The organism is Ruegeria sp. SAZD011 (assembly GCF_059612545.1).
Genome location: NZ_JBXWQU010000031.1, coordinates 116,318 through 132,474 on the forward strand (window position 1 = coordinate 116,318; position 16,157 = coordinate 132,474).

At 65.0% G+C, this 16,157-nt stretch carries 16 protein-coding genes; 9 read left to right on the forward strand and 7 right to left on the reverse strand.

Features of this window, described 5'->3' with window-relative positions; translation table 11 throughout:
* Positions 1–67 precede the first annotated feature (67 nt).
* From AC2FLM_RS16600 to AC2FLM_RS16615, 4 genes are read left to right on the forward strand one after another with little or no spacing between them, the layout of a single operon-like run.
* The gene (locus tag AC2FLM_RS16600; protein ID WP_234218974.1) at positions 68–988 is read left to right on the forward strand and encodes a dihydroneopterin aldolase; all 921 of its coding nucleotides are present in this window, start codon (positions 68–70) and stop codon (positions 986–988) included.
* Positions 985–1,983 carry a dihydropteroate synthase gene (gene folP, locus AC2FLM_RS16605; protein ID WP_496859192.1) on the forward strand — a complete coding sequence of 333 codons (999 nt, stop codon included), beginning with the start codon at positions 985–987 and terminating at the stop codon, positions 1,981–1,983. Before AC2FLM_RS16600 ends, folP begins: the two co-directional genes overlap by 4 nt.
* A 38-nt stretch (positions 1,984–2,021) precedes the next feature.
* Positions 2,022–3,368, forward strand: a complete 1,347-nt coding sequence (glmM, locus tag AC2FLM_RS16610; RefSeq protein WP_496859193.1) for a phosphoglucosamine mutase — start codon at positions 2,022–2,024, stop codon at positions 3,366–3,368.
* A 52-nt stretch (positions 3,369–3,420) separates the two neighbouring features.
* Positions 3,421–3,912: a hypothetical protein gene (locus AC2FLM_RS16615; RefSeq protein ID WP_496859194.1), complete on the forward strand. Its 492-nt coding sequence runs from the start codon at positions 3,421–3,423 to the stop codon at positions 3,910–3,912.
* Here the strand turns inward: AC2FLM_RS16615 and AC2FLM_RS16620 are convergent.
* Together AC2FLM_RS16620 and ilvC are read right to left on the reverse strand one after the other, a co-directional pair.
* On the reverse strand, positions 3,906–4,826 hold the full coding sequence (locus AC2FLM_RS16620; RefSeq protein ID WP_496859195.1) for a DMT family transporter: 921 nt from the start codon (positions 4,824–4,826) through the stop codon (positions 3,906–3,908). The genes AC2FLM_RS16615 and AC2FLM_RS16620 overlap by 7 nt on opposite strands.
* A 126-nt stretch (positions 4,827–4,952) precedes the next feature.
* Positions 4,953–5,975 carry a ketol-acid reductoisomerase gene (ilvC, locus tag AC2FLM_RS16625; protein WP_234137844.1) on the reverse strand — a complete coding sequence of 341 codons (1,023 nt, stop codon included), beginning with the start codon at positions 5,973–5,975 and terminating at the stop codon, positions 4,953–4,955.
* A 131-nt stretch (positions 5,976–6,106) separates the two neighbouring features.
* On the opposite strand from ilvC, the gene AC2FLM_RS16630 reads away from it, so the two are divergent.
* Together AC2FLM_RS16630 and AC2FLM_RS16635 are read left to right on the forward strand one after the other, a co-directional pair.
* Entirely contained in the window at positions 6,107–6,562 is a 456-nt protein-coding gene (locus tag AC2FLM_RS16630) for an Lrp/AsnC family transcriptional regulator (protein WP_234137845.1), read from the forward strand.
* Complete coding sequence (locus tag AC2FLM_RS16635; protein WP_234144866.1) at positions 6,559–7,017, forward strand: Lrp/AsnC family transcriptional regulator; 459 nt, start codon at positions 6,559–6,561, stop codon at positions 7,015–7,017. The genes AC2FLM_RS16630 and AC2FLM_RS16635 overlap by 4 nt, the downstream gene beginning before the upstream one ends.
* Here AC2FLM_RS16635 and hutC read toward each other — a convergent pair.
* Entirely contained in the window at positions 7,014–7,715 is a 702-nt protein-coding gene (gene hutC, locus AC2FLM_RS16640) for a histidine utilization transcriptional repressor HutC (RefSeq protein ID WP_234144867.1), read from the reverse strand. The genes AC2FLM_RS16635 and hutC overlap by 4 nt on opposite strands.
* A 522-nt stretch (positions 7,716–8,237) precedes the next feature.
* On the opposite strand from hutC, the gene AC2FLM_RS16645 reads away from it, so the two are divergent.
* Positions 8,238–9,365 (forward strand): aminotransferase class V-fold PLP-dependent enzyme, encoded by a 1,128-nt coding sequence (locus AC2FLM_RS16645; protein ID WP_234144868.1) that lies wholly within the window; start codon positions 8,238–8,240, stop codon positions 9,363–9,365.
* 55 nt (positions 9,366–9,420) lie between these two features.
* Here AC2FLM_RS16645 and AC2FLM_RS16650 read toward each other — a convergent pair whose 3' ends face one another.
* Both AC2FLM_RS16650 and AC2FLM_RS16655 read right to left on the reverse strand, forming a co-directional pair.
* Positions 9,421–10,617, reverse strand: coding sequence for a UbiH/UbiF family hydroxylase (locus AC2FLM_RS16650; RefSeq protein ID WP_496859196.1), 1,197 nt, complete (start codon positions 10,615–10,617; stop codon positions 9,421–9,423).
* 76 nt (positions 10,618–10,693) lie between these two features.
* Entirely contained in the window at positions 10,694–10,942 is a 249-nt protein-coding gene (locus tag AC2FLM_RS16655) for a hypothetical protein (RefSeq protein ID WP_234137850.1), read from the reverse strand.
* 199 nt (positions 10,943–11,141) lie between these two features.
* On the opposite strand from AC2FLM_RS16655, the gene AC2FLM_RS16660 reads away from it, so the two are divergent.
* Entirely contained in the window at positions 11,142–12,710 is a 1,569-nt protein-coding gene (locus AC2FLM_RS16660; protein ID WP_496859197.1) for a ComEC/Rec2 family competence protein, read from the forward strand.
* Positions 12,711–12,716: 6 nt separating this feature from the next.
* Here the strand turns inward: AC2FLM_RS16660 and AC2FLM_RS16665 are convergent, their stop codons facing one another.
* Positions 12,717–13,361 carry a pyrimidine 5'-nucleotidase gene (locus tag AC2FLM_RS16665; RefSeq protein WP_496859198.1) on the reverse strand — a complete coding sequence of 215 codons (645 nt, stop codon included), beginning with the start codon at positions 13,359–13,361 and terminating at the stop codon, positions 12,717–12,719.
* 100 nt (positions 13,362–13,461) lie between these two features.
* On the opposite strand from AC2FLM_RS16665, the gene AC2FLM_RS16670 reads away from it, so the two are divergent.
* A complete protein-coding gene (locus AC2FLM_RS16670) occupies positions 13,462–14,112 on the forward strand; it encodes a GntR family transcriptional regulator (RefSeq protein ID WP_234137853.1) in 651 nt (216 codons plus the stop codon).
* A 46-nt stretch (positions 14,113–14,158) separates the two neighbouring features.
* Here the strand turns inward: AC2FLM_RS16670 and AC2FLM_RS16675 are convergent, their stop codons facing one another.
* A complete protein-coding gene (locus AC2FLM_RS16675) occupies positions 14,159–16,093 on the reverse strand; it encodes a glycosyltransferase family 2 protein (protein WP_496859199.1) in 1,935 nt (644 codons plus the stop codon).
* Positions 16,094–16,157: the final 64 nt, after the last annotated feature.

The following is a 16,157-nucleotide window of genomic DNA, read 5'->3' on the forward strand; positions in this document are numbered from 1 at the left end:
GTCCTGCTATAGGCTGGATCTGCGCCTATTGAGGGCAGACTGACACGACCCCGGAAAGGCCCGCCAGATGAGTTCCGAAATCCGCCTCGCCTTTGCCCATCCCTCGGAGCGTTCCGAAGCGACGGCATCGCGCGGTCCGCTGGACCGTATCTCGTTGCGCGACCACGTGGTCGAGGTCGAGATCGGCGCATTCCAGGCCGAACGCGGCACCACCCAGCGCATCTGTTTCAACGTGGTGGTCGAGGTGATGCCGCTCACCGGCCCCATCGACGACGATGTGGACCGCATCCTGTCCTACGACCGGGTCACCGAGGCGATTGCCCGCGCCCTGGCCGAAGAGCGGCTGAACCTGCTCGAAACGCTGGCCGAACGCGTGGCCGAACTGATCCTGCACGAGCCGCAGGCGGTGCGCGCCTTTGTCCGCATCGAGAAGCTGGATCGCGGTCCCGGTGCGCTGGGGGTCGAGATCGTGCGCGGCCGCGACAAGCTGCATGTGGACCAGACCGAGGATCTGCGGCCGCATCCGCGCCTTGTCTACCTGTCGAATGCGGCCATTGCGTCGGACAATCTCAAAGGCTGGATCGACCAGCTGGAACAACGCGACCGTCCCCTGATCATCTGTGTCGGGGCGTCGGACCTGGCGGTGCCGCAGACCGGTCACGCGATGACCCAGCGCCGGATTGACCTGTTGGCGATCGAGCAGAACGCCTGGCAGCTGGCCGCGCGCGATCTGCGCTGCAAGGTGGTCTCGACCCGGACCGAACTGGACTGGGCGATGAAGAACGGCCAGATCTGCGTCTGGGCACCCTCCAAGATCGTGCTCGACGCGGTCGACGGCCCCTCGGCCAAACCGTCGAACGCGGTGGCGCTGGCCGCGTGGTTTGCCGCCACTTTCGAGGCGGGCGAGATGCTGGTGATCGGCGCGTCGCTGCCCGAGGGGGCCGATGTGCCGTTGCGTGCGGTACCGGTGGAGCAGCCTGACCTGTGACCGACTATTACCGCCCCCTGGTACAACAGGGCGCAACCCGCCCGCTGGGCGCGATGCTGCTGGCCGGCGGCGCCCTGTGGTTCACCCATGCCGAACATCTGCACCGGGGGCAGTCGGGAAGGATCGTCCCCGCGACCGAGATCCCGGCCCCTTATCTGGAGCGTCTGACGGGCCTCCGCCCGACGCTGGCGGGGCTCGACATGGGGCGCCCACACCTGATGGGTATCCTGAATGTCACGCCTGACAGTTTCTCGGACGGCGGTCGCCATTACGGGGTCGAGGCGGCCCGGCGCGCGGCGCTGGAGATGGTGGCGCAAGGCGTGAGCCTGCTGGATGTTGGCGGAGAATCCACCCGACCCGGCGCGGTCGAGGTGCCCGCCGAGGACGAGATACAGCGCACCGCGCCGGTGATCGAGGCGATCCGCGCCGAAACCGGGACCGCGATTTCCATCGACACGCGCAAGGCGGCGGTGGCCGAGGCGGCACTGGCTGCCGGTGCGAGCGTCGTGAACGACGTCTCGGGCTTTACCTTCGATGACGAACTGGCCCCGCTCTGCGCCGAGACCAGAACCCCCGTTTGCATCATGCATGCCCAGGGTGACCCGGCAACCATGCAGCAGGATCCGCAATACGATGATGTGCTGCTGGATGTGTATGACTTTCTGGCCGCGCAGGTGGCGCGGCTGGTCTCCGCCGGGCTGGACCGGGGGCAGATCATGATCGACCCGGGCATCGGGTTCGGCAAGACGCAGGAGCACAACCTGACCCTGCTACGCAACCTGTCGCTGTTCCACGGCATCGGCTGCCCGATCCTGCTGGGCGTTTCGCGCAAGCGTTTCATCGGAACGATCGGCAAGGAGCCGCGCGCCGAGGCGCGGGGGCCGGGCTCGATTGCCGTTGGTCTGGCCGGATTCGCGCAGGGTGCCCAGATTTTGCGGGTACACGACGTGGCTGAGACCGCGCAGGCCTTGCGCCTGTGGGCAGCGGTCCGGTAAAGCTTGCTCCGCTCGTGGTAAAAAGAAAGTGAGGCGGCATGCGTAAGCTGTTCGGAACCGACGGGGTGCGGGGCACTGCCAACACTCATCCGATGACCGCCGAAATGGCGCTCAGAATCGGGGCGGCCGTCGGGCGTTATTTCCGCCGCGAGGCTGGCGGCGTGCACCGTGTCGTCATCGGCAAGGACACCCGCCTTTCGGGCTACATGTTCGAAAACGCGCTGACCGCCGGACTGGCCTCGACCGGTATGAACGTGCTGCTTTTGGGGCCGGTGCCCACCCCCGCCGTGGGTCTGATGACCCGTTCGATGCGGGCCGATCTGGGGGTGATGATCTCGGCAAGCCACAATTCGGCCGAGGATAACGGCATCAAGTTCTTTGGTCCCGACGGGTTCAAGCTCTCGGATCAGGCCGAGATGGAGATCGAGGAGATGGTCGCAACCGGTGTGCGGCTGGCACAGGCGCACAATATCGGTCGTGTGCGCCGGGTGGACGATGCACGGTTCCGCTATGGTGAACGGGTCAAATCCTCGCTCACGCGCGGGCTGCGGCTTGACGGGCTCAAGGTGGTCGTGGACTGCGCCAATGGTGCAGCCCACCGCACCGCGCCCGAGATCTTGTGGGAACTCGGCGCCGATGTGGTGCCGATCGGCACCTCGCCTGACGGGCTCAACATCAATCGCGGCTGCGGCTCGACCTGCCCGCGTACCGCCGCCGAGGCGGTGGTGGCACATGGTGCGGATGTGGGCATCTGCCTCGATGGCGACGCGGACCGGGTCATCGTGATCGACGAGCATGGTACCGTCGCCGACGGCGACCAGATCATGGCGTTGCTGGCGGCGCGCTGGGCCGCCGAGGGCCAGTTGCAGGGCGGCGCCCTGGTGGCGACCGTAATGTCGAACCTGGGTCTGGAACGCTTTCTGGGCGATCGTGGCATCGGGCTGGAACGCACCGCGGTTGGCGACCGCTATGTGGTCGAGCGTATGCGTGAGGGTGGCTTCAATCTGGGTGGCGAACAATCCGGCCATATCGTGATGAGCGATTTTTCGACCACGGGCGACGGGTTGATGGCCGGGTTGCATTTCCTGGGCGAGATGATGCGTTCGGGTCAGCCCTCTTCGGAACTGGTGCGGCAATTCGTGCCGGTGCCGCAACTGCTCAAGAATGTGCGCTTTGCCAAGGGACAGACCCCGCTTGATACAGCCTCGGTCCAGTCGGCCATTGCCGAGGCCGAAGGGGTGCTGAATGGCACGGGCCGTCTGCTGATCCGTAAATCGGGCACCGAGCCGTTGATCCGGGTGATGGCGGAATGCGAGGATGAGGCGCTGCTTGAACGGACCGTCGACAGCGTGGTCGAGGCGGTGGTCGACGCGGTTCAGGCTTGAAACCGCAAAAGGCCTCGCGCATCCTCTCTGCATTAATCAGGGAGATTTCCGGATGCTTCGTTCCTTTTTGACTTTGACCTTTCTGCTGACTGCCGGAATGGCCCATGCCGGAATGACGGTCGATCTGCTGCCACCCTGGGACGGCAAGAAGATCCCCAAGGGCCAGCATTGCCAGTTGCAGGGCGGCAAGGGTGCGACGCCGCCGATGCAGGTGGCGGGCATTCCCGTAGGCACGGTCATGCTGGTGGTTCAGTACAACGACAAAAGTTACAAGCCGCTGTCCAGCAAGGGCGGGCATGGCACCATCGGCTATCCGGTCAAGGGCGCCAGCGCCTCGCTGCCCGCGGTGCCGGGCATGACCGCAAAACTGCCGGGCGGGGTACGGGTTGTGGCCCCGGCGCGCAGCACCGGCGAATACGCCTCCAAGGGTTATCTGCCGCCCTGCTCGGGCGGGCGTGGCAACACCTATGAGGCGGTGGTGCAGGCGGTGGGCGCCGATGGCAAGGTGCTGGATAAGGTGAAACTCAAGATCGGCCGTTACTGACGGGCGAACAGGCGCCTGAGCGCGCCATACTGGCTGAGTCCGACCCCGGTCAGGATCAGCAGCAGCGACCACAGCAGGACTGGCGGCAGCGGCTCTCCCAACAGGGCCGCGCCCAGCAGCACCGACCAGACCGGCACCTGATAGTTGGTCAGGCTCATGAATACCGGCCCGGCGCTGCGGATCAGGGTGACGCGCAGCAGATTGGCCGCGGCCGTGGGCACCATGCCCAGGAACACGATCAGGCCCAGCGTGCGCAGATCGGTGGAGGGCGGCGGGCCTTCGGCGATCCAGGCCATCGGCAGCACCGCGACCACCCCGATCAGCAACAGCACGGTTGAAAGTCCGACCGGATCGACCGCCGGCAGCCGTCGCATCAGGATCGAGGCCACCGCGTAACAGGCGGTCGCCGCCAGACAGGCCAGCCGACCGGGCAGTTCCAGCGTCGCGCCGGTGCTCTCGAACGCCTGCGCCCCCATCAGCAGCGCAACCCCGGCAAAGCCGATGACAAACCCCAGCGCGCGGCGCCAGGTCATCCGCTCGCCGGGCACAAGGAAATGCGCCAGCGGCAGCACCATCAGCGCGATGGAGGCCATCGAAACGCCGGTAAACCCCGCCGTCACATATTGCTGACCCCAGGCGATCAGCGAGAAGGGCACCGCCGAACTGAGCAGCGCGATTGTCACCAGCGAGAGGCGCTCTGACCGGCTCAGCGGCGCCGAAAACAGCCGCCCGCCCATGAGGCGCCAGACCAGCGTGCTGAGCAGCGCCCCGAAACAGACCCGCCCGGCGGCCAGCCAGAACGGCGTGATCCCCTCAAGCGCGAGTTCATTGATCAGAAAGGTCCCGCCCCAGACAAAGCCCAGCGTCGCCACCATGGCCCAGCTTTTCGCCGTTATGTCAGGGGATTGGGTCACGGGAAGCCTTTCGCTGGGGTGCGCTCACTTGACCCCGCTCCGATGCCGGGGTCAATCCGGAACGCTTCGTCCGGGAACGAAAACGGGCGCCGCAGGGGCGCCCGTCTGGATGGGTCTGAACCCGGATCAGTTCTTCGACTTGTCGACCATCTTGCCGGCCGAGATCCAGGGCATCATGTCGCGCAGCTTCTGGCCGACCTGCTCGATCTGGTGCTCGTCATTGGCGCGACGCGAGGCCTTGATGGTCGGCTGGCCAACCGCGTTTTCCAGCATGAAGTCGCGGACGAACTTACCCTGCTGGATGTCGGTCAGAACCGCCTTCATCGAGGCCTTGGTCTGCTCATAGGGCAGGATGCGCGGGCCGGTGACATACTGGCCGTATTCGGCGGTGTTCGAGATCGAGTAATCCATGTTGGCAATACCGCCTTCATAGATCAGGTCGACGATCAGCTTCACCTCGTGCAGACATTCGAAATAGGCCATCTCGGGGGCATAGCCCGCCTCGACCAGGGTTTCGAACCCGCAGCGGATCAGCTCGACCAGACCACCGCACAGCACGGCCTGCTCGCCGAACAGGTCGGTTTCACATTCCTCGCGGAAGTTGGTCTCGATGATGCCCGAGCGGCCGCCGCCGATGGCCGAGCAATAGGACAGGCCGGTTTCCAGCGCCTTGCCGGTGGCGTCAGTGTGAACGGCCACCAGGCAGGGCACGCCGCCGCCCTTGGTGTATTCGCCGCGCACGGTGTGGCCGGGGCCCTTGGGCGCCATCATGATGACGTCGACGCCTTCTTTCGGTTCGATAAGGCCGAAATGCACGTTCAGGCCGTGGGCAAAGGCAATTGCGGCGCCGGGGCGGATGTTGTCATGCACGTATTTCTTGTAGGTCTCGGCCTGCAGTTCGTCGGGCATGGTGAACATGATCACGTCGCACCAGGCAGCGGCTTCGGCGATGCCCATGACCTTGAGCCCTTCGCCTTCGGCCTTCTTGGCCGAGGCCGAGCCTTCGCGCAGGGCGACAACCAGGTTCTTGGCGCCCGAGTCGCGCAGGTTCAGCGCGTGGGCGTGGCCTTGCGAGCCATAGCCCAGGATGGCCACTTTCTTGTCCTTGATCAGGTTGATGTCGCAGTCACGATCGTAATAGACGCGCATGATGCCGGTCCTTTCTGTTTCGATTGCCGCGTTTCTATCTGCTCAAACGTTGAGGTGCGAGAGGATCGTGGTTGAGATTTCTTCCATTTGGTGAAAGATAATTCGTCAGGTGTCAAAAATTCGGAAAATTCATGCTCGACGATATCGACCGCCGCATCCTGCGCCATTACCAGGCCGACCCCAGCCTCAGCGCCGCCGAACTGGCCGAGCGGTGCCGGATCAGTTCGGGCGTCTGCTGGCGGCGGGTCGAGAAGATGCAGGCCGCCGGCATCATCCAGGGGCAAGAGGCGGTGATCGACTGGGCGGCGCTGGGCTTTGCGGTCGAGGTCAGTTTGCGCGTCACGCTCGACAAGACCCAGCCGCGCGCCTTTGACGATTTCATCGAGGCCGCGCGCAAGGTGCCCGAGGTGATCGAGATCCAGACCTTTCTGGGCCGGGTCGATGTGCGCCTGTCGGTGATTGCCCGCGACATGGCCCATTACCAGCAGCTTTATCGCGACCGCATCCTGACCCTGCCGCATATTGCCGATATCGAGGCGCTGATGCATATCGCGCGGCTCAAGCGCGACGAGGTATTGCCGGTATGACGGACCTGGACGAGATCGACCGCAAGTTGCTGCGCGCGCTGGCGCAGGACGCAACCCAAAGCGCGGGCGCGCTGGGGCGCCGGTTCGGTCTGTCGCAGCCTGCTACCTGGCGGCGCATCCGCAGGCTGGAGGAGGCGGGGGTGATCAAGGGCCGCCGCCTGCGTCTGAACGCCGAGGCGCTGGGATTTGGCGTCACCGTGTTTCTGGGGGTCAAGCTGGCGCGCAAGGGGCGCGTCAGCCTCGAGGATTTCGAACGCGCCGTCAGTGCCATCCCCGAGGTGCAGACGGTCGAACATGTGCTGGGTCTCTACGACTATCGCCTGCGCGTGGTGGCGCGCGACCTCAGCGATTTCGAACGCGTCCTGCGCCGCCGGATCATGACCCTGCCCGGTGCGGGCGAGGTCGAGGCCAATGTGCTGCTCAGCGAAGAACGCCTGCCAGGCCCGATCGGTTAATACTCGGTCCGGATGCGATAACCGGGGTGATGGGTCAGCCGGGCAAAGGTCACGGGCTCGCCCTTGAGCCAGGTGGTGCGCTCCATCTGCATCACCGGCATGCCGACGGAGGTCGACAGGAACTCGGCCAGCCGCCCGTCGGCGCCGATGGCGCCAAAGGCGATTTCGGCATCGGTAAAAGGGATCGCGGTCAGCAACCACTCGGTCGGGCCGATCCGGCTCAGATCGGCCTCTTCCATCGCCGGGACGGCGGACAGGCTGACCCAGCGCTCTTCAAGCTGAAAGGGCTGGTTGTTGGCATAATGCATGCACAGCAGGTGCAGCACCCGCGTGCCGGGGTGCAGCCCCAGTTGCGAAGCCAGCCAGGCGGGCGCGGTGATCACCGCCCGCTCGACCAGCGCATAGCGGTAATCGGCATTCTGTTCTTCGACCACGCGGCGGGCCAGCGAGATTTCGAAACGGGCCTGCCGGACCGGCGCCGTCTTGACCCGGGTGCCGCTCTTGCGTTTGCGCTCGACAAATCCCTGCTCGGCCAATTCGCGCAAGGCCCTGTTGACCGTGGCACGTGCACAGCCGAACTCTTCTGCAAGTTCCGACTCGGTTGGAAGCAATGTCCCTTGCGGCCAAATCCGGCTTTCGATCCGGCGTTTCACCTCGTCGCGGACGGCATGAAAGCTGGTTCGCTTCTTTTGTTTCAAGGGTAACTGGTCCTTTACCTGTATTCCGTGCGTGTTTGTGCCCGTATTTTTCGGAAAGAGTAAAGGGGAGTTGACCCTAAGTAGCGTCATATCTCCGTCAACATCACGCATATTCGATACAGGGAAAGAACATCGTCTGTATTAAGGTTAACGTGTTGAGGTTAACGAGGCGGAGATGCCCCGCGTGGGCACGCCCCAGCTTCACGACTGCGGTTAGATCTCCTTGCAGCCGCGCTACCCGGTCGTTCGAGCGCCCTCAATGCGTCCGTCCTGCGCGCCATTCCCTGCCCGCAGCGATTCGCTTGAGAGGTCACGGCGCCGTGCGCGCCGGCAAGCATCCAAGCATGGCGGCCCGGGGCACAGTCAGCGCATCTTCCGCTTTCTTCTGTTCAAAAATACCTTGGGGTCCGGGGCAAAGCCCCGGTTCCATCCGCGTGGCCAAGACGCCCGGCCGCGCTCCCCTCTTTACCCGGCGGCGCATAGCGGCCATGAAAGAGCCCGGAACAAGGAGAGGAGCCCGCGATGGCCGCACTACTGGATACTGTCGATCCCGATGGGCTCGAGGAATTCTCGGTCGTTTTTACCGACCGTTCGCTCAACCATATGTCCACGGCCTTTCAACAGGTGATGCGGGACATTTCCGACATGCTGCGCGCGGTCTACAATGCCGATGCCGTGGCGGTCGTTCCCGGTGGTGGCACCTATGCGATGGAGGCGGTCGCGCGCCAGTTCGCCCGGGGTGCCCGTGTGCTGGTGGTGCGCAACGGCTGGTTCTCGTATCGTTGGAGCCAGATCATCGAGACCGGCGGTCTGACTGCCGAGACAACGGTGATGAAGGCCCGCCGCAGCGGCAATGAAAGCACCGCGCCCTTCGCCCCGGCGCCCATCGAAGATGTGGTGGCGGCCATCCGCGAGCAGAAACCCGATGTGGTCTTTGCCCCGCATGTGGAAACCGCCGCCGGGGTGATCCTGCCCGATGATTATATCACTGCCATGGCCTCTGCCGCGCATGAGGTGGGCGCGCTGATGGTACTCGACTGTATCGCCAGCGGCTGCGTCTGGGTCGATATGAAGGCGACCGGCGTAGACGTGCTGATCTCGGCGCCGCAAAAGGGCTGGAGCGCTTCGCCCTGCGCTGGTCTGGTGATGCTGTCCGAACGCGGAGAGGCGCGTCTGGCAGAGACGCAGTCGGACAGTTTCGCCATCGACCTGAAGAAATGGCGCGACATCATGAAGGCCTATGAGGGCGGCGGCCATGCCTATCACGCCACCATGCCCACCGACGCGCTGCGCGCCTTCCGCGACACCATGGCCGAGACCCGCGACTACGGCTTCGACAAACTGCGCGAGGCGCAATGGGCGCTGGGTAACGGGGTGCGCGCGCTGCTCAAGGGCAAGGGCATCGTCTCTGTCGCCGCCGAAGGGTTCGGCGCACCCGGCGTGGTGGTGAGCTATACCAGCGATCCCGAGATCCAGAACGGCAAGAAATTCGCCGCCCTGGGCATGCAGATCGCTGCTGGCGTGCCGCTGCAATGCGATGAACCGGCCGATTTCCGGACTTTCCGACTGGGCCTCTTCGGCCTCGACAAGCTCTATGATGTCGATGGTACGATTGACCGGTTGAAACGCGTGCTCGACCAGGTGCTCTGAGCCTGGTTTCTTTCTGGTCGGAAATACTCCGGGGTCCGGGGCAGCGCCCCGGGGCTCACCGTACGCCCAGACCCATCTGCATCAGGGTCCGGCGGACCGGTGCCAGTGAATAAAGCGCGTTCAACCCCATTGCGCGCGCGTCCCGCAAGGGGCGCGCCTCGACCATCGAGGCGCGATTGAGCAGGTCGATGCCCTTCACGCGTAGCTCGATCTCGGCATGACGCGCCTTGTGATAGGCGGCCAGCATCTGCGCATCGCCCAAGTCCTCGGGCCGGGCCTGCGCCAGTTCCAGCAATGTGCGCAAGTCGCCCAGCGACATGTTCAGCCCCTGCGCGCCGATGGGCGGCACCACATGCGCGGCCTCGGCCATCAGCGCGATGCGCTCGCCGGTCAGCCGCTCTGCCGATTGGCTGATGATCGGCCAGATGGTACGTCGCGAGGCCAGTTTCAACGGCCCGAAGAGGCCGCAGGAGCGTTCGGTCATGGCCGCCTCAAATGCCTCGGGTTGCATTTCGAGGAGCTCTACTGCGCGCGGCCCCCGCTCCATCCACACCACCGCCGAGGATGGTTGCCCTTCCCAGTCGGGCAAGGGCACCAGCGTAAAGGGCCCGCCGGATCGGTGGATCTCGGTCGAGACATTCTGATGCGCAATCGGGTGGGTGACGGCAAAGGCCAGCGCCTTTTGCCCATAGCGGGTGGTCTTGACCCCGATCCCCGCCGCCTCGCGCATGGGCGAGCTACGCCCGTCGGCGGCCAGCACCAGCTTGCAGGTCACGCGGCTGCCGTCGCTCAGCCCCACGCGGGCCTCGGCTGTGCGGGTGAACAGGCTGGTGGTGGCGGTGCCGGGGCGGAAATCCACATTGGGCGGTTCGGCCAGCCGGGCCACCATCTCGCGCCGGAGCAGCCAGTTGGGCAGGTTCCAGCCAAAGGGCTTGTCGCTCAGATCGGCGGCGTTGAAATCGCGCACCACGCGCGGTTCGGGCACCGCGCCGCCCGCATCGACGATGCGCATGATCTGCAAGGGGGCGGCGTGATCGGCCAGCCGTGCCCAGAGGCCGCATTTTTCCAGAAGCACTTGCGCCGGTTGCAGGAATGCGGTGGTGCGCATGTCCGATCCGTCCACGTCACGTTCGGTCACCGGCGGGGCCGGGTCGACGCAGATCACCCGGAACCCGGCGCTGCCAAAGGCCGCCGCCGCGGTCAGTCCGGCGATGCCGCCGCCGGAAATCAGGATGTCGCAGCTCTCATGCATGGGCAGGCTCCGTCTTTTCCGCGGCACCCTATGCCGGAACGCGCCGGGGTGCCAAGCGACATCCTGTCCGGCGCATTCAGCCGCGGGTGATCAGGATCAGCACCGCCCAGATCACCGGGACCAGCGCCAGTGCCGGAATGTAGAGGCCCGGAATGCCGAACAACAGGATGGCGATGCCCCAAAGGCTGAGCGCGGCGGCGATGGCGTAATAGATGTTGTCGCTGTCGCCATAGGCCACTTCCTTGGCGATGCGGCCCAGCAGAGGCACGGAAAACAGCAGGCGCTGGCCCAAGGGCAGGTTGCGGGGCAGGTCGATGGCGCTCATGTCAGGTCCTTTCAACTATCTGTCAGGGGGCAGATAGGTTTTGGAACCTGAGTCCAAAGGTCACCTTTTGCCGCAGTGCAGCGCGATGCCGCATCCCCTGCGGCGCGGTGCCGCTGATCGTGCCGAGCGGAGCAGAGATGCGCGGCGACTCTGCTTTTGTGCTATCATCCGGGAATTGTATTGAGGGCGGAGATTTCCCATGACGCTGAAATATGCGCGCGGTCCGGTCAGCTACCTTTACCGTGACGTTGAAAAGAACGATAAAACCGGCCGCCGCAAGGTGAAACAGGTGCTGTGGGGCGACTGGGTGGATGTCCGCGATCCGGTCGATGCCACCTGGACCCATGTCCGCTATGGCAAGAAACCCTATCTGATGAAACGCGCCGAGTTGCAGGACGAGCGGGTGCTGGAGCTGATCTTTCTCGACATCGGGCAGGGCGATGCCTGTATCCTGACCGAGCCGGGCCACCATCATCCGCCGCGCGTGATGGTGATCGACGCCGGGATCGGGCGCAACACCAACGGGTTCCTGAACTGGCGGTTCCGCGATTTCGACAATTCGGGCCAGATCCATGCCGCCATCGTCACCCATCCGGATGCCGACCACTATCGCGGTTTCCAGCCAATCTTTGAAAACCGCCGCCTGCGGATCGAGCATGTCTATCACAGTGGTTTGGTCGAACGGGTGGGCGACGATCTGCTGGGGCCGGAACAGGGCGGATACCTGACCGATATCGTTGAGACCGACGCACAGATACGCGCGCTGCTCTCCGATCCGGCCCGGCGCGGGCGCAAGCTCTATCCCAAGCTGATGCAGACCGCGCTGGAGGCGGACCGGATCGGCCCCGTCACCGCGCTCACCACCGCCCAAGCGGTGCAGGAGGACGGGCGTGCCTGGCTGCCGGGCTTTGCCCCCGGTGACGGCGGGCTGATAACGATCGAGGTGCTGGGTCCGGTCGTCGAGCCCGATGCAACAGGCCAGCCGCGCCTGCGCGCCTTTGGTGACAAACCCACCTCGCGGTCAATGGATGACGGCAAGACCAAGAACGGCCATTCGGTCTTGTTGCGGCTGGATTTCAACGGGTTCCGGGTGTTGTTCGGAGGCGATCTCAACACCTCGGCCGAGTGCTTTCTGATGCAGCACTATGGTGGGGTGCCGGTCTCGACGCCGCTGGCAGCGACCGAGGCCGAGCTTGAGGCCATTGCCCGATCCGAAATCATTGCTGCTGCTGCCGAGCGGTTTGGAGTCGATCTGATGAAAACCTGCCATCACGGGTCCTCGGACGTGACCGAGGAGTTTTTGCAGGCCGCCCATCCGGCCGCCTATGTGGTGTCCTCGGGCGATGAAGAGGGGCACGTTCATCCGCGCCCCGACCTGTTGGGCCTGTTGGGCAAGACGGGCGCCGGGGCGCGGCCGTTGATCCTGTCCACCGAACTCCTGCGCTCCACCCGAGAGCGCGAGCGGGACGACCTGCGCCCGGCGCTCGACCGGCTGAACGGGCGGATCGAGGCGGAACTGGCCAAGGGCGCAGGGGCGGATGCGGCGGCGCTGGCCGAGATGCGCGCGGCCAAGCGCAAGCTGCTGGACGAGGTGTTCCGCCGCAACGTGGGCGTCTATGGGGCCATCAACCTGCGTACCGACGGGCGCGACGCGGTGATCGCCTTTCGCAAGGAAAAGGCACCCGCGCACCGGCGCTGGTTCTATTACGAGATGCGGCGCGATCCCGACAGCGGCGGCTTTCTGCCCGTGCTGGGCGACGGGCACTGAGCACCCTCAGGTCAGCCGGGACAGAAACGCGGTCAGATCGTTGGTATGGTGGTGGATATGCTCGGCCGGGTGTGGTTCGGGGGCCACATGTACCGTGCGCATCCCCATCTCGTGCGGGGCGGTCAGGTTGCGGGGGTCGTCCTCGAACATGGCGGCGCGTTCGGGGATCACCCCGTCGCGGGTGAACACCTCTTCAAACGCGGCGCGCTCGGGCTTGGGCCTGTAGCCCGCGTGTTCCACACCATAGATGGCATCGAATAACCCGCTCAACCCGCGCGCGGCCAGCACCCTCTCGGCATAAGGGGCCGAGCCGTTGGTATAGACGATGCGGCGCCCGGGCAGGGCGCGGATATGGCTGGCCAGCGCGGCGTCGGGGGTCATGTGGCTCATGTCCACCTCATGCACGGCCACCAGATAGGGATCGGGGTCGAGCCCGTGTTCGCGCATCAGCCCGGCGAGCGTGGTGCCGTATTGCCGCCAATACTGCGCGCGCAGGCGGTCGGCCTCGGCCCGGGTGACACCAAGCGCCTCCATCACATAGGCGGTCATCCGCACTTCGATCTGGTCGAAGAGCCGCATCGCGGGCGGATAAAGGGTGTTGTCCAGATCGAACACCCAGGTCGTCACATGAGAGAAGGCTTCGCGCACCATGGCCCGGATCTAGGGCAGATAGCGCGCGTGCGCAATGGCAGGGTTGATCCGGGCGGGTCCCGGCGGATACACAAGTCCGAACAGGGAGAAGAGAACAGCAATGACCCAAGGCCGCCCGGCGCAGAAAGACGCCTATCACCTGATCCTCGAAGCCATCGACAGCGGCATCTACAAACCCGGTGATCGCCTGGTGGAAAGCGAGTTGGCCGAACGGTTCGGAGTGTCGCGCACCCCGATCCGCGAGGCACTGCAACGGCTTGAGACGCAGTCGCTGCTGGAACGCGACGGGCGCTCGATGATCGTGGCCTCGCTGGATCACAACCAGATGGCCGAGCTGTATCAGGTGCGGCGCGAGCTGGAGGGGCTGGCGGCGCGGCTGGCCGCGCGCCATGCCACAGCCGAAGAGATCGCGGTATTGCGCGAGATGGTGGTGGCCGATGACAAGCTGGTGGGCAATCCCAAGGCGTTGAGCCGGGCCAACCGGCGGTTTCACGAACAGATCCACCTGGCCTCGCACAATCGCTATCTGGTGCAGCAGCTTGACCTGGTGCACCGGACCATGGCGTTGATGGCGACCACCTCGCTGGCCGCCGAAGGGCGCGGCGAAATTGCCCAGAGCGAGCACAAGGGGATTGTCGAGGCCATCGCGGGCCGGAACGAGGAAGCGGCCGAAAAGGCGCTAAAGGATCACATCTCGATCGCATTCATGACCCGGTTGAAGCTGGACGCCGACAGCCGCGAACGGCGCTGAGAACGAGGCCACGGCAGGATTTCGCAGAAATCCTGTGAACAGGGTTTTAATGAAAACCCTGTTCCCGCGCCTGTTCATCGGTCGTGCCGGGTAGTGGGGCCGGTTTTTCCTCGCTGGCCTGACCGTGTTCGGTCTTGTCCCAGAAATAGGGATTGACCACCAGTTCATAGAGCGCCTTGTAGGCGGCCAGAACGCCAAGCGGGAAGTAGAGCGGCATGGTCAGCACCCAGGGGGTCAGAAACCGGCGCTCGGATGCAGAGACCGCGACCAATCCGATCGCCAGTCCCAGCAGTTCGGTCGCCCCGAAGATGGCGCTGCACAGGATCAGAACCGGGGCTGACAGAACATCGTCCAGCGGGTGGGGCAGGCCGAACAGGATCAGCCAGAAAGACCACAGCACGGGCGCCAGCAGGAACTGGCCCAATGTCCCCAGAAAGAAGGCCTGTACGCCCAGAAAGCGCCGCGTGCCCAGTTCGGCCCACAACCGCAGCGGTGCCCGCATATGCACAAGATATGTCACCATGAAGCCCTTGAGCCAGCGCGAGCGCTGCTTGACCCAGGGCCAGGAGCGGTAATTCGCCTCTTCATAGGTCACCGTGTCGATCAGCTCGGTCCGGTACCCGGCCCGGCAGAGGCGCACGCCCAGATCGGCATCCTCGGTCACGTTATGCGCGTCCCACCCGCCCAGTTCCTCCAGCACGCGGCGGCGAAAGAACAGCGTCGTGCCTCCCAGCGGCACCACCAGGCCCAACCGGGCGATACCCGGCAGCACGATGCGGAACCAGCTGGCATACTCGATGGTGAAACACCGTGCCCGCCAGCTGCTGCGCGGGTTGTAGTAATCTAGGATGCCTTGCAGGCAGACCACCTCTTCGGGCGCCTGGGCGAACCGGGTCGCGACCTGTTCAAGCTGGTCAGCCACCGGCGCATCCTCGGCATCCCAGACGCCAATGATCTCACCCCGGCAGAAATCGAGCGCATAGTTCATCGCGCGCGGCTTGGTTGTCAGCCCCTTGTGGCCGGGCACCTCGATCACCCGCATCCAGGCGGGCAGGGTGCATTGAGCAAGGGTCTCGCGGGTGACTTCGTCTTTCTCCTCCAACACCAGGATGACGTCCAACAGCGCCTTTGGATAGGTCAGGCGACCGAGACGGGTCACCAGTGCGGTGGCGATCTCGCGCTCTTTGTAGAGCGGTACCAGCATCGAGATCTTGGGCAGGCGCACTCCCGTTATATCGGTGCCAGGCGCGGGCGGATGCGGCGCGGTCAGATGCGACTGGCTCATGAGATGGGCCAACAGGGCAACCGCCTTGAGCCCCGCGAACAGCGCCAGGGTCAGAACGGCGGTCAGGAACAGCAGCGTCAATCCCTGTACCGGCGCCAGTACAAGCAATCCCAGCAGGGCCAGCAGCGCCAGGCTGCCCGGTATCCGGCTGCGCCAGTTCCAGGTCCGGCAGCTATAGCGCGGCGCGACGCGGGTTTCGGCCAGCTGCGCAAGTGTGGCGGCATAGCGCCGCGCCAATGCGGTGTCGATCTGGTCACGGCTGGCCAGCGCCGGCATCAGCAGGACACCGGTTTGCGCCATCTCGGCGCGCAGCCGGTCGAACAGGTCGGGGCGTGCGGTGGCGACGATGACCATGGGCCCCAGGCGCATCCAGGGTATCGCACCATGCCGCAGCCAGAAATCGTGAGGCATCAGCCCGCATAACTCGTCCCTCGGCGGATCAGCGGCCAGATCGGCCCATTGCACCCCGTTCTGAAGCGCCAGCGCGCGCAGGATGTCATTGGGTTCGGCCCAGCCCTCGGCGATCAGGATCTCACCGATCGGCGCATCAAGCCAGAGTTGCATTTGCAGGGCCTGCACCAGCTGGGCCTGGCTGATCACCCCGCTGCGCACCAGGTATCGCCCAAGCGGCAGGTGCGGTTCTGGCGCGGGATGCGCAAGGCTGGCAGAGCTTAGCCTGAGATGTAGGTCGCTCATAATGCGCAGCCCCGACAACCGTTCCGGGAGTCAGGGTTGCGCAATTCAGGTTAATAGAGCGTTA